Source organism: Paenibacillus rhizophilus (assembly GCF_003854965.1).
GTDB classification, from domain to species: domain Bacteria; phylum Bacillota; class Bacilli; order Paenibacillales; family Paenibacillaceae; genus Paenibacillus_AQ; species Paenibacillus_AQ rhizophilus.
Genome location: NZ_RQPI01000003.1, coordinates 362,271 through 376,641, shown reverse-complemented (window position 1 = coordinate 376,641; position 14,371 = coordinate 362,271). Strand labels below are relative to the sequence as shown.

Below are 14,371 nucleotides of genomic sequence, written 5' to 3'. Positions count from 1 at the left end.
ATAGTATATTATAAATCCAATGTGAATACTAGGAAAAAGATTATAGAGGAGAAGCGCCGCGCATTACGAAACTGCTGCGGCTATTATTTTTCGACGATGATTAGAATTATCCGCCCGATCCGGCAGGTACAGGCTGTTCGGCTTCATTTTCCCGCTGCGGCGATGGACTTCCGTCCCCGCTCAAAATTTGATAGATAACCCCGCCTTCCACATTCCGAGGTACCGGCGTTTCGGTCAATTCGCAGATGGTCGGCACAAGATCCACCACCTTGACTTTGCGGTCAATCGTCTCTCCGGATTTCACGCCTGCGCCGAGTGCGATAAACAGCGCCTTCATGGAATATCCCGACAAGGTGTGGTTACTGAGGCCGTTGCCGTGGCAGCGGGTAAAGTCGGGCTCCAGAATGTAAAAGATGTCACCGCTGTTCTCTCCGCCGAGACCGACAACTTCCATATCATTGCGGTTAAGCGCAAAGCTGATCACTCTTCTGCCCGTCTTCGGATCGCGGTAGCTGTACAGATCGTCAATAATTTTCTCCACCGTCTTGTCATAATCGGCCGGGTCGACAATCCCTTGAGGGTCTCTGCCTTTTACATTCAAATATATGAAGGTTGCACGCTGGGCGACAGCCGTGGTGCGGCTCCAGTCGATTTCTTTGGCGCCAAAAGCATCTTCCTTAAGCTGCGTATAGCCCAGTTGTCCCAGAATCCCGACGTTGATCCCCCACATATCGCCGATCAGCGGATGATCGGTTTCCGGATTTTTGGCTACGCCGCCATGATCGGATACGATGAATATCGCCGTTTCGCCGTCCAGCCGATCAAGCAGCGCCCCGATAAAATGGTCGGTGATTTCATAGATTTTATAGACGATTTCCTGGTAGCGTTCATACTCGGGCGAGGCGGCTTCCAGCGTATGATCGAGATAGAAGTGCATGAACATGTCGATGCCGTGCATATGGGTGTAGAACAAATCCCACTCCTTGTTGTCCAGCAGGTAATTGATGGCGTCCTCATGCCAGCGGTACATTTCCTTGATCGACTCCAGCAGCACGCCGTCGGCCTGCGGGTTCAACCGGCTGTAATTGGAAGGCTGCAGCATCGGGCCGACATTGGTGTACAGCTCCTCGCCGATGCTCTGCGGGTAAAAGTATTTTCCCGTCTTCAGATCGAGCACGTAGGAGGAATAGAACGTAAAGCTCTCGCCTGAAGGGTCAAGCTCCAGCACACGGATTTTATAAGCCACGTCAACAGCTTCGCCGTTAATGGTATAACGATCATAAATCCAATCACTCCATTCACCGGATGCCGCTTCGCCGAGAGGGACTTCACTCTCTTTCGCTGAGTAAATGGCAATACGGTTGTACGTAACGCCGTCATCGGCAGTAAGCAATCCCCAGCGCCGCTCCGCTCCGCCGTTGACCGGAACAATAAACTCCCGCGCGCCCTGCGGAGCGTGCTTCCAGCCGGATGCCGGCTTAATCGGCGTCTTGATCTGATCGGCCGTCGGGACATCGGCGGAGAGTTCGCCGTCCTGGGTCGTTGTTACCAGTCCCGGCTGTGTGTAGCCGAAGCCTTCGTAGGTGTCCTTGCTGATCTCGGCTTTTTGCGTCGTCTCCTCGCCTTCGAAGCGGCAGTTGGCTCCGGTGTTGTCCACGATATGCGGAATCTCGATCAATTCAAAATCCCCGGTTTCCCCTTCATATATTTTCTCGTAATCAATATATCCGCGAAGATTGGTATAGATGCTAGTCCCGTCGACGTAGATCGCGTCCTTCACCTGAGGCGGCCAGGAGGTCGGATAATTGAAAATAATGCTCTTCTTGCCCGCTCTCGCATAAGCCTCCCAAATCGTTTCGGCCTTCAGCAGGCTGGAATCGAAACCATAATCGAGCACATCCAGTTCATTGCCGAGCGTATGGTTCCAAAAGCAGGTGATGCCGTGCGTGTTCGGATAAGCGCCTGTAGCGATCGACGCCCAATTGGGCGGAGTAATTGCCGGGAGCACGCTTTGCATGCTGAGATCCTCTGTCGATACCCCGAGATTCAGCGCTTTTTTGAAATTGGGCAGTTTCCCCTGTGCAATGTAACGCGCAACGAGTGTCGGGTCCGCGCCGTCGAGCCCGAGCAGCATTACTTTTTTGGCTTTGCCGTTGTTCTGTGCCATGTCTCCACCCCATTCATCAATATATAATCCAATAAGTTAACTAGGAATTATATTATGGTCCTATTATAGAGCCGTGAGATGGAGGTTGTTAAATAGTTGTTGATTATATCGGGTATAAGTCACGGTTATCTATCTATTCATTGCATTACAAACAGCCCCTCGCCTGCCTGACGGCAAACGGGGGCATGATGACGAACAGCGGATCAACTCCGCTCCGGCTCTTCCATCCAGCGGCTTCGGACCACACGGTTTCTTCCATCCTTCTTCGCTTTGTAGAGAGCGGCGTCGCTAAGCTTGTACAGCAAATCCAGCTGCGGCTTTTTGCTCGGGATGACGGTAATCACGCCTATACTGATCGTATATTGGAGGGAGTGGCCTTCAATCCGCGAATTCATAACGGCTTGTCTCAGCAGCTCCGCTTTCCGGTCGCTTTCTTCTTCGTCCACACCTGGCAGCAGAACCGCGAATTCTTCGCCCCCGTATCTGCCGAACAAATCTCTGGGTCCCAAACGAAACTCCACGGTGGCCGCAAAATTCCGGAGAGCGCTGTCACCGGTGACATGCCCGTAATTGTCGTTGACCTGCTTGAAATGATCAATGTCGATCAGCAGAAAAGATATCGGCTCTCTCCGCTCGGCCGCGGCGGCGGCTGTAATCTGCGCTTGTACAATAAATGCCCTGCGGTTCAGAATTCCGGTCAGCTCATCGACATTCGCCATCCTTCTAAGCTCGTCGTAAGACCGTTCCTTTGACAGCAGAACAAAGCCGACGGTTCCCAGAATCATGATCAAAAACATGCCGATATAGTAGAGATGCTGGGCAAGCCCCGGTGAGAATACATTCATGTCCCGTTCCGAGAAAAGCGCGGCAAAAGCCCTGGCGACCAAGATGGATGCAAGCAGCGTGTACACCAATCCCATAACCGTCTGAAGCGGCGATCCTCCTCGGGTTGCGGTAAAGCGGTAGGCGGGGAATGCGATGAACAGCCCTGCCGCCAGGGAGGCGGAAGCGATGCGAAGGTTGTCCGAATTATAGAAAAAATAAATCAGTCCGAAGCTCAGCACGCTCAAGATTGTGATGACCTTATAGTAACGTCTGGCGTCCGCGCCGAACTCCTCCGCCATCATCAGAAGGGCGATGATTTCCAGCCCGCCGCCTACAAGTATCAGCGCATTGCTGAGCAGAACAAATCGCGGCCCGGGAAGACTGTCCCGTATCATCACCAGCAGCCAGCAAGCCGCCTGCAGCCATTTGGAGACAGCAAAAAATGAAGTCGCTTTATCGTGGGGAGAGCGGAAACGGTATGCGGCGATAAGCAGCACCATGAACATATTTCCGAGGATAAGCGTAATCAGTATTGTTCTTATGTCCAGTTGGAAATCCATACGACGTTCACCACCACATATGTGCGTAAAATGACGGGCTGCAAACACTATGTAAAAAGAATATTAGTAAAACAGTACCATACCATGATGCGAAAATCTGTCGATTTATGAGGAATCACCGAAGAAAAAACGCATCCCCTTCTTCCGAAATCGTGAAGAGAATGCGTTCTGTCTTTTTGCAAAACCGCCAGCGTCATCGGCTTCAAATGCGGTGTATTATTCTGCGGATGCGGCTCCGCTTTATTTCGAGGCTCCGCGCTTCTGCAGGTTGTCCGCGAGCGCGTAACCAACCTTCCAAATGTCGCCCGCCCCCATGGTGATTACAAGATCGCCAGGCTCCAGACGGTCTCTGAGATCCGCAAGAACATCTTCTTTGGCCGGCAGATAGCGCGCTCCGGGGTTGCTGTTCTGAATGATCAGTTCAACCAGCTTGGCGGAAGTCACGCCCTCGATCTGCTTCTCGCCTGCCGGAGAGTAGATATCGGTGATGATGACCTCGTCGGCTTCGCCGAAGGCGCGGCTGAACGCGTCAAGCAGAAAAAAGGTGCGCGTGTAGCGCTGCGGCTGAAAGACCGCGATAATCCGCTTGCCGGTCGCTTTGGCTGCGCTGATGGTCGCCTGAATCTCCGTCGGATGATGGGCGTAATCGTCAATAATCAGAATGTCGTCCGCTTCGCCGAGCACTTGGAAACGCCGCTTAGCCCCGTGGAATTTCACGATGGCCGAGGCGATAGCCGCAAACGGAATGCCCGCCTTCAGGCAAGCGATAACCGTGGCCATCGCGTTGTACAGATTATGCTGGCCGGGCACCGACAGCTCAATCCGTCCGAGCGTTGCTCCCTTGTGATTCATCGTAAACGTTACCTGGCGGTCGCCGAGTGCAATGTCCGTCGCGGTATAGTCCGCCGTCTCCGAGCGGATGCCGTAGGTTGTCACATTCGCTTTAATCTTGGGAAGAAGGGAGATGACGGTCTCGTCGTCCCCGCAGACAATCGCCGTGCCGTCCGCGCGCAATTGGCTCATGAACTGCGCATACGCGCTCTTCAGGCGTTCGAAATCGCCGCCGTAATTCTCAAGATGATCGGCTTCAATGTTCGTGACAATCGCAAGCCAAGGATGATACTGGAGGAAAGAACCGTCGCTCTCGTCCGCTTCGGCCACAACGAATTCCCCCTGGCCTGCCTTGGCATTCGTGCCTACGTTCATAATCTCCCCGCCGATAATATACGTAGGGTCAACCCCGCATTCTTCCATGACGAGGGCAATCATCGACGAGGTCGTTGTTTTGCCATGCGCTCCGGCGACAGCGACGCCCTTGCGCTCGTTAAGCAGCCGGGCCAGCATCTGCGACCGGTGCAGAATCGGAATATTCAGGCGTTCCGCTTCCACCCGTTCCACATTATCCTTCGACAAAGCCGTGGAATAGACGACCAGATCGGCGCCTTTTACCTGCTCCGCCGTATGGCCGATATATACTTTTGCGCCTTTGGCTATCAATTTCTCCGTCAGTTCCTGGGCGGCCACATCGGAGCCCGTTACGGTATACCCCATCTCCAACATGACACGGGCAATAGCGCTCATCCCGTAACCGCCGATTCCTATAAAATGAACTCGTTCTGTAGTATCCAACAGTTAGTCACCAGCCTTTTTCAGAATCGGGTTGCCGCAAAAGCGCGCTCCGTACATCAGCGATCAAATAAAGCGTACCGGACACGACCGCCAAATCGTCTTCTTCCGTCATCGACTTCAGAAGCTGGAGCGCTTTGCCCCAATCATGCTCCACAATGATTTGCAAATGATCCTTGGCATAGTTCTCCCGCAGACTCTCCGCGATGAGCTGAAGGTGTTCCGCGTCCATTTTCTTCCGGAAATCCGGTTCGGTCAGGATAAGCGTATCCACTATAGGAAGTATATGCTTGAAGTACGACTCATGATGCTTGTTTGACAGCATACCCATCAGTAAATTTAATTTTCGGTAGTGATAGTACTTCGGCAGGCTTGACGCCAGGCTCTGAGCCCCCTCGGGGTTATGCGCGCCGTCAAGAACAATCCGCGGGGTGCCCGGAATTTCTTCCAACCTTCCGGCCCAGAACGTATGGCGAAATCCTGAGAGGACATCCTCGTCCTCAAGAATGAACGCCATATACTGGCGCAGCACCTCCAGGGCCATCATGGCGCCGGCGGCGTTGGCCAGCTGATGCTCCCCCTTCATGGCAATGCCGATATCCAGCGAGCGGAAAGGACCTCTGAAGGTAAAGGTCTGCACACCCTCTTCGATCCCTTTGCTCTCATAGGCAAATTGTTCCCCGGCGAGATACAGGGTCGCCTTGCAGGACGAGGCCTTATCCTTAAGCACGGAGATCGCTTCTGGCTGGGAGACGCAGCTGACGACAGGAACGCCGGGCTTGATAATGCCCGCCTTCTCGTAGGCGATTTTCTCAAGCGTATCTCCAAGAACATCCGTATGATCGTAGCCTACGTTCGTTATGACCGACACGATCGGGGTAACGATGTTCGTTACATCCATCCTTCCCCCCAGGCCCGTCTCCCATACGACAACGTCCGGATAGCATTCTTCGGCGTAATACAGAATGGCAAGCGCGGTTGCTACCTCAAACATCGTAGGAGAACCCAGCTCGGTATTCGCAATTTCTTCAACCAGCGGATGAAGGCGGTTCGCAATCGCCGTAAGCGACTCTTCGGGAATGTCCTCGCCGTTATACTGAAACCGGTTCGTGAACTTCGTAATATAGGGGGAAGTAAACGTTCCGACGGAATATCCGCTTTGTCTAAGCACTGACGTCAGGAAAGCGCAGGTCGAACCCTTGCCGTTCGTTCCCGCAACATGAATGAATTTCAGCCGGCGGTGCGGCTGCCCCATTCTTTCCATCATCCGTTCGATCCGTTCAAGGCCCGGACGGATGCCGAAAGGAATGAGGCCGTTGATCCAGTCCACCGCATCTGTATAGGATTGTAAAGGGGCGGCAGCGCCGGCCCCGTTCATCTCTTCCATATCCGTTATCCTCTCAGCTCCGCGATACGGGCCAGCACTTTCTCGCGTTTAGCCGAGTAATCGGCCTGCTTGGCCCGTTCCTCTTCGATGACTTTGGCCGGCGCCTTGGCTACGAAGCCGGGGTTGCCGAGCTTTTTATCCACACGTTCCACTTCGCTGTTCAGCGTCTGCACCTCTTTTTCAAGCCGGGCGATTTCCTGCTCGATATCGATCAGGCCAGACAGCGGCAGCAGCAGCTCGGCCCCCGTTACAACTGCGGACATAACCTTCTCCGGAGCCTCCGGATTCAGGCCCGCCTCGAAAGAGGAGGTATTGGCGAAACGGCTGATATAGGCGTTGTTCCGCTCGATAATAGCCAGCGTCTCTTCGCTTCCCGCCTTGACGATCAGCTCGACCTTTTTGCTCATCGGCACATTCACTTCGGCCCGGATATTGCGCACGGCGCGGATCATATCCATCAACAGATTCATTTCGGCCACCGCATCCGGATTCTCAAGCGCGGCATCATATTCCGGCCATGCGGCCAGCGTAATCGTCTCGCCTTCATGCGGCAGATGCTGCCAGATTTCCTCCGAAATGTACGGCATGAACGGATGAATCAGGCGCAGTGTGCGGTCGAGCACGTAAGCCAGTACGGATTGCGTGCTGCGTTTGGCGGCGGCGTCCGAGCCGTACAGGGACAGCTTCGCGAACTCGATATACCAGTCGCACAGATCGTCCCAAATGAAATTGTACAGGAGACGTCCGGTCTCGCCAAAATCATATGCATTAATGAGACGCGAAATATCGCGGGAAGTTTCGTTCAGGCGGTGCAAAATCCAGCGGTCGGCGGTGCCAAGCTTGCCGGAAATGTCGATATCCTCAAAGGACACGCCTTCCAGATTCATCAGCGCAAAGCGCGAGGCGTTCCAGATCTTGTTCGCAAAATTGCGCGCCTGTTCAACCTTCTCCCAGCGGAAACGCAGGTCCTGTCCCGGCGTGCTGCCTGTGGAAATCATATAGCGCATGGCGTCGGCGCCGTATTTCTCGATGACTTCGAGCGGATCGACGCCGTTGCCGAGCGACTTGGACATCTTCCGTCCTTCCGAGTCGCGGACAAGGCCGTGAATCAGCACGTCGGAGAACGGCTTCTCGCCGGTAAATTCCAGCGCCGTGAAGATCATCCGCGCCACCCAGAAATAGATGATATCGTAACCCGTCACGAGCACGTCAGTCGGGTAAAAGCGTTTCAAATCCGCGCTGTCATCCGGCCAGCCGAGCGTGGAGAACGGCCACAGGCCCGAGCTGAACCACGTATCCAGCACATCCTCATCCTGCTTCAGATCGTCCAGGCCGCTAATCCGGCGAGCTTCCTCTTCGTCGCGGGCGACAACCATCTCGCCGGTGGATTCGGAATACCAGGCCGGAATGCGGTGGCCCCACCAGAGCTGGCGGGAAATACACCAATCGCGCACATTTTCGATCCAGTGCAGATAAATCTTCTCGAACCGGTCCGGCACAAAGTTCACGCCGCTGCCGTCTTTTTGCGCCTGGATCGCCGCTTCGGCGAGCGGCTGCATCGCCACGAACCACTGCGTCGACAAATAAGGCTCAACCACGGCTCCGGAGCGCTCGCTGTGTCCCACCTGATGGACATGGTCCTCAATAGAGATGAGCACGCCCTGTTCTTTCAGGTCGGCGGTAATGTTCTTGCGGCATTCGCTGCGGTCCTGACCCTGGTAAGGCCCCGCTTCGGCGTTCATCGTGCCGCTCTCGTCCATGACGACGATCTGCGGCAGATTGTGGCGCTGGCCGACCTCGAAGTCGTTCGGGTCATGAGCAGGCGTAATCTTTACCGCGCCGCTGCCGAACTCTTTTTCAACATACTCATCAGCAATGACCGGAATCTCGCGGCCGATGATTGGAAGAATCAGCGTCTTGCCGATCATATCCTTGTACCGCTCATCCTTCGGATGCACCGCTACCGCCGTGTCCCCAAGCATCGTCTCCGGACGCGTTGTCGCTACGGTAATGAAGCCGCTGCCGTCCTTGAGGGGATAACGCAGATGATAGAGATGGCCGTTAACTTCCTTGTACTCCACTTCAATATCGGACAGGGCCGTACGGGCCGCAGGGTCCCAGTTGATGATGCGCTTGCCGCGGTAGATCAGGCCCTTTTCGTACAGCTTGACGAATACCTCGCGCACCGCCTTGGACAGTCCCTCATCCAGCGTAAACCGTTCGCGGGTGTAATCGAGCGACAGCCCCATTTTGGACCACTGCTCATGGATGGTTGCCGCGTACTGGTCTTTCCATTCCCATACCTGCTCCAGAAATTTCTCGCGGCCGAGATCGTAGCGGGATACGTTCTGGGCGCGCAGCTTCTGCTCAACCTTCGTCTGAGTCGCGATGCCCGCATGGTCCGTTCCCGGCAGCCACAGCGTATCGTAACCTTGCATCCGCTTGGTGCGGATGAGAATATCCTGCAGCGTAAAATCGAGCGCATGCCCGATATGCAGCATCCCCGTCACGTTCGGCGGCGGAATGACAATCGTATAAGGCTTCGCGTCCGGACGCAATCCTGCGCGGAAGAAGCCGCCCTCCATCCAGTAAGGATACCATTTCTGCTCCGCAGCCTTGGGATCATACGTGGTCGGCATGTCGTTCTTGGCGCCGCCCTCCGCCGGGCTGCCTCCAATCTCTTCAAGTTCCGGCTGCTGCGCCGGAGTCAATGGATTATGTTCTGTCATTGCTTTTTACCTCCATATTTGTCTAACTGTCGAAATAAATACAAAAAGACCTTCCGTCCTCAAAGGACGAAAGGTCATTCTTTCGCGGTACCACCTTTGTTTCGCGTACTGCGCCGGGCAACGGCGGAGCCGGATTGTTCAATAAAAAACGCCGGCAAAACGCGACACTCAATGCAGAAATAACGGCCTGCGTCCGGCGCGCTCTAACGATATGGGCTTAACGGCCATACAGCTCAAACGTGCGACTCCGGGGCGACTTCGGCTGGCTGCATCCTGCGGAAGCTCACAGCTGTTGCATTCCGCTCTCTGAAGGGCTCACCGCCTACTCTTCCCGTTCCCAGTCTTTAAGGAAATATTGCTTAATACTTTACATAATACATTTTGCTTTCGGCGTAGTCAACAGGGAGGCTGGTCATAGCAGGACAATCGCTTACGAATTTTTGGCGGAAAGTATCTGCTGGGCATGAGGGCTTGCTTGGCGTCTCGTCATTTTGCAAGTATTACTCTACGAGTATGTAAGTTCGAGGTTGGCTTTCGTGCTCCACCATGAAGGGCTTGGCGATTTTTAGTTGAGCGTCTGGCAAAACAGCTAATCGACGTCTTGAAAATAGCTAATCTACAATCGGCGTCTGGCAAAGCAGCGAATCGGCAATCGGCGCCTTGCAAAACAGCTAAAGTGCAGGTTATTTCGAACACAAGCGGTGGTTAGGCGGAAAAACCTGCTATTGTGCAGGAACTCAAGGCTCTGCCGACTGCATTTGAGCTTGCACGGGAAAATAACTGTATCTAGGCAGGCATATTATTCAGTGAACGTTCCAACGCCGATAAAAGATGTATAATTTCAGGTTTTCTGCATGATTTGGTTCATCGCGCCTCGCTGCAGCTCGTACCGCACTATATGTTTGCCCGCCGCTCCGGTTGCAGCAGTAAACCATCCTTTCTCGCAAAGTGTTTGCAGCATTCGAACGGCTGTGCGATGGTTGATGCTTAAATGAGTCTCCACATCGATGGGGCGAAGGGGGCGGGCGAGCATACAGGCAAGGGCGGATGATTTCCCGTTCCGCCACACTGTTCAGGTTAACCGGAGAAGTCTCGGACTGATAACGGCTAAGCACCATGCGCAGAAGCGTGATGGTTCGTTCAGGATGATGAGCGACGTCGTCATAGGCAAAAGAAATGACCTGGAAACCCATCGCCGTTAAAAAAGTTTCCCGGTTCAGTTCGTTGCAATATTTTTTTCTGTCCATGTCCGTGACGTGGGGACCGAAACCTTTGATTTCGATGATCAGCTTCGCAAACGGCGTAAGCCAGGCAAAATCGCAAAAGTAGGATAGCCCCCGCCAATCCAAAACTTCGTATTCCGGATGCAAATTATTGAAATTTCCTTGAAGCGGCCACCATATGCTGCGGCAAAATAGCTTCTCGGCATCGCGGTGTCCCCGCTTCAGGCGGCCTTTTCGTTCTCCTGTTCTGCTCTGCAAATGGTACTCGATAAATGCTGCATGCGCTTCCTCAACATTCATTTTGATTACCTCCCCTAAAATGACGAAGAACGTCCCGATCCATTCGGCGGGAATGGATCGGGACGTTCTTCGTCTCCTATATTTTAGTCTATCGCAAAATCGACCAATTCGCCAGTACAGCCTGATCGCAGCCACGGATATTTCACCGATATTTAATGCGGAAGTTAGCGTCTGAGTTCCTCGAACGTCCGCAGGGTATCCGAAGCTTTTCTATCGTTAAACACGATATATTCATCCGCTAACCTGATGACAATATAAGGAGGCGAGTGCTTGAATATGTACGCCCTGGTATTTCCCCAGCCATCCAGTCTGAAATGCCCTCTGGCATAGCTATCGGTTGCCACGCCATTCGTCCGAGTCCCGTCAGGCAATCTGTCCTCCAGCCGAAGTTCACGGATTTGATCCAGTTGAAAAGAATAACCGTAGCTTGGACTTTGCACACGTACGGTTCCATCCATGCCCACCGTCAGTTTCGGCGGCATCCAATCTTCCCTGAACAAAAAAATCGCAAGTCCCGCAATAATTATAGCAACCAATGCAAGGGTGACGCCCATTATGACTTTGCCGCCGCGCGTCGCCATATTGAGCGTGAATCCGGTCCCGGTCCGCTTAGACACCAGCATACTCCGGTCGTTCGGGTTGCAGTAAGTAATTCCGTTAATCCAATATTCATCATCGTCCGTGTAGAATAGCCGACCGTCGGCTTCATCAAGCCGTTTACTCCACTCCTTCATTTTACGATCCGTGTAATTGGCGACGGCAAAAGGGGCCGCCACCTGGATTCCGATAAAAATGTGCCAAGCAGCGTCAAAGCGGGCCGAGGTTTCCATTCCGGAAAGCGTAACGGCTGCGGTAAATACGGCGTCCAGTATAGCCATTGCCAGGAACAGCACCGACCAATATCTCCGCTGCGCCCGATTGAGCGCCGTATTTATTGCGCTGTCTGCGCTGTATACCTTGGTCCGCATACGCCGGATCGCAAGAGAAAGAAGGAAGAACAACAGCGTCATTCCGGCTGCCTGGATGCCCATGATTACCTCAAGTTCTCCGGAAGAACGCCGCGAGTAGAACATAACGAACAAAGAGAGCAGAAACGGCGCGATACACCAAAAAGGAGAAAGGGTCAGCTGTTTCTTCTGAGAAATAAGCGTGGTATCGACTCGAACGACGCGCCGTTCTCCCATGATCCAATCATGCTCACGCTTGATCCGGGCAACGGCCCGGTGATATTTTACGAACAATCGGTATCCGCCCCATATTCCAAGACCCATCCAGGCCCACCAGTATAAAAAGATCAGTGAAAAATAACGGTTCAACGCAAACATCGGGAGAAGCGTAAACGAGCTCATAACGATAAAGAAGATATTGTTTCGACGGAAAGAAGCCCTTAGGCTCTCCAGTTCCTCGGCTTGGGAGGCATGCTCCGGGATGCCAATACCGAAGACAATGATTCCTCCAGTAATGTGCGGCCGCATACCGTAAGACAGTTGCATTGTTAAGAGGATAATGAGGCATATGGGAATCAATATCAATACCATCGTCATTTTTATCAGGCCCCTTTCTATTCTGCAATCGGACGTTGTCCAGCGGCGAGCTCTGCGAAAATATCCGCGCAGGTATCAAGGAATTCCTTCCGGCCCACTCCCTTTAGGCTGGCTTCGCTGATAACGAGGGTCAGTTCCTGTTCCAGCTTCTCTCTGTACTCCCCGCGTCCGCCCTCGGGCCTTGTTACTGTAGCTCCGTGCCTGCGGTCAATCGTAATGAATTCTTCGTTCTTCAGAATTGCATAGGCTTTATTTACCGTCATCGCGTTAATCCCGAGCTCCTCTGCCAGCTGCCGGATCGTCGGCAGTTTCTCGCCGTCCTTCAAATCGCCCTTGCCGATCGCTACAACCACCGCATTCCGAAGCTGCATGTAAATAGGCGTCTCACTCTTGAAATCAAGCGTTATGATCATAAGTTACCTCCAACCAATAAAGTATTATTTGTATTATATATTATAATACAAATAATACAAAAAAACGTCTCCCTCCAGGAAAGACGTATTGTTGAGATCTTCCAAACAAAAATCCCGACTGTTTATCAGCCGGGATTTGAATATGCTCCGCCGGGAAGTCCCTACGGAATATAAATAACCTGCCCTTCCTCCACCGTCTGGCCGGGCAGCCGGTTGTACAGAACCAGTTCGCGGGCGCTGAGCTGATATTTCTCCGCAATCGTATCCAGCGTCTCCTCGCGCTGCACAATGCAGAGGCGAACCTTGCGGAAGGCCCCCTCTCCGTCCTTGTTCCTCATGAATCTGCTCTTCCATTCAGTATCCTCGGAAGATTCAGACGGAGTGACGGCCGCCGCTTCGGAGGCGGCTTTTTCCGCCAAAGCTTCCTCATTCTCGCTGCGCGAGCGGCTGGAGGACAACAGGGAAGAGAAGCTCAGGTGCTCCTTGGCCTGTTCGCCTGCGTCCTTTTTGCTGCCGAGAGCGATTTTCAGATCATGCTTCTCCTCCGGGGACAAGGCCGTCTCCGAAAGGCTGCCGGCGTCCTGCGCAAGCTGTTCTTCCGCCGAAGTGCCGTCGTCCGCAGCGTGGGACTCAAAGGAAACCGCGTCTGAAGCGTCTGCGATATCCGCACTCTCTTCGCCGTCCGCCGCCTCAATATCCGCCGTGTCCGCAGCGGAAGTCCGGCCACCGGCAAACGTGCTGCCGCCTGCGTCCGTACCGCCCGTGGCAAAATGGCTCCAGCTTTCCGGAGTCTTCCACTGGCTGCCAAAATCCGGCTCTTGTTCAATGCTGAACGGTTGGCCGCTCTCCGTATGAATCTCGGCATACCGGTCCTCCTCCAGATTCAAGATGGGCGATTCATCGCCGTCTTCTTCCTCCGTGATTCCCGGATATGCCTGAGCAGCACTGAATGCTACCGTCTGCTCCCGCTCCTGGACGGCATCTTCCGTTGCTCCTTCTCCGAATGTCCAAAGGGAATTTTCATACAATCCCTCTGCGCCCTCCGCCGGGTCATCGGCTTTCCCGGACAAAGCTCTCTCTCCCTCATCCGGCGAATAAGCAACGGTAAACTCTTCACTCTGCCAGGCGGGAGCCGGCTCCGCCCCTCCGATTCCGCGCAGCGACAGCACACCGGTAATATTCACGCTGCGCATCGTCAGAAGGTCGATATCGAAATTTTCAATTTCCACACCGATCTCATCAAGCGAGCTGACCCGGGCCAGCGGCACCGTGATTTCAACCGGAATGGAGTGCTCCAAACGGTGGGTCCGGTCGTCTTCGCTCCGGTAAAGGCCCGTCAGCAGCAGCTGTCCGTGCAGTTCCGCCCGGTCTTCTCGCTGAATGACCTGAATATCCGGCAGCAGCTCAACCTCTTCCAGTTCGGATATCCCCGGAAGGTCTTGAGACAGGTGAATGCGTTCGTAAATATCAAACCGCAGGCCGTGGGACTGGTCAAACACGGGAAATGTCCTCCTTCTTGGCATAATCTAACCCCGGGACAGGCCCAGAGCGTAAGCCCAAAATGTTACTCTCCCCATGTATATGCTTCTAAAAAGAG

General features: G+C 53.8%; 9 protein-coding genes and 1 other annotated feature. All 9 genes read right to left on the bottom strand.

All coding sequences use genetic code 11. The features are described 5' to 3' along the window. Positions 1–106 precede the first annotated feature (106 nt). The 9 genes from EH198_RS08915 to EH198_RS08875 all read right to left on the bottom strand — a co-directional run bounded on the left by EH198_RS08915 (position 107) and on the right by EH198_RS08875 (position 14,273). Complete coding sequence (locus EH198_RS08915) at positions 107–2,167, bottom strand: alkaline phosphatase family protein (RefSeq protein ID WP_124695183.1); 2,061 nt, start codon at positions 2,165–2,167, stop codon at positions 107–109. A 203-nt stretch (positions 2,168–2,370) separates the two neighbouring features. After that, positions 2,371–3,552 (bottom strand): GGDEF domain-containing protein, encoded by a 1,182-nt coding sequence (locus EH198_RS08910; RefSeq protein WP_124695182.1) that lies wholly within the window; start codon positions 3,550–3,552, stop codon positions 2,371–2,373. A 240-nt stretch (positions 3,553–3,792) separates the two neighbouring features. Next, positions 3,793–5,181 (bottom strand): UDP-N-acetylmuramate--L-alanine ligase, encoded by a 1,389-nt coding sequence (murC, locus tag EH198_RS08905; RefSeq protein WP_124695181.1) that lies wholly within the window; start codon positions 5,179–5,181, stop codon positions 3,793–3,795. A gap of 7 nt (positions 5,182–5,188) precedes the next feature. Next, positions 5,189–6,565 (bottom strand): bifunctional folylpolyglutamate synthase/dihydrofolate synthase, encoded by a 1,377-nt coding sequence (locus EH198_RS08900; RefSeq protein ID WP_124695180.1) that lies wholly within the window; start codon positions 6,563–6,565, stop codon positions 5,189–5,191. Between the two features lie 5 nt (positions 6,566–6,570). Continuing rightward, on the bottom strand, positions 6,571–9,204 hold the full coding sequence (locus EH198_RS08895) for a valine--tRNA ligase (RefSeq protein WP_246014160.1): 2,634 nt from the start codon (positions 9,202–9,204) through the stop codon (positions 6,571–6,573). A 149-nt stretch (positions 9,205–9,353) separates the two neighbouring features. Further along, positions 9,354–9,642, bottom strand: a binding site (T-box leader). Between the two features lie 455 nt (positions 9,643–10,097). Then, positions 10,098–10,817, bottom strand: a complete 720-nt coding sequence (locus EH198_RS08890; RefSeq protein WP_342772030.1) for a DUF559 domain-containing protein — start codon at positions 10,815–10,817, stop codon at positions 10,098–10,100. A 164-nt stretch (positions 10,818–10,981) separates the two neighbouring features. Continuing rightward, positions 10,982–12,310, bottom strand: coding sequence for a DUF5808 domain-containing protein (locus EH198_RS08885; protein ID WP_148091492.1), 1,329 nt, complete (start codon positions 12,308–12,310; stop codon positions 10,982–10,984). 68 nt (positions 12,311–12,378) lie between these two features. Further along, positions 12,379–12,774, bottom strand: a complete 396-nt coding sequence (locus tag EH198_RS08880; RefSeq protein ID WP_124695177.1) for a GntR family transcriptional regulator — start codon at positions 12,772–12,774, stop codon at positions 12,379–12,381. A gap of 161 nt (positions 12,775–12,935) precedes the next feature. Next, on the bottom strand, positions 12,936–14,273 hold the full coding sequence (locus EH198_RS08875; protein ID WP_185702815.1) for a LysM peptidoglycan-binding domain-containing protein: 1,338 nt from the start codon (positions 14,271–14,273) through the stop codon (positions 12,936–12,938). Positions 14,274–14,371: the final 98 nt, after the last annotated feature.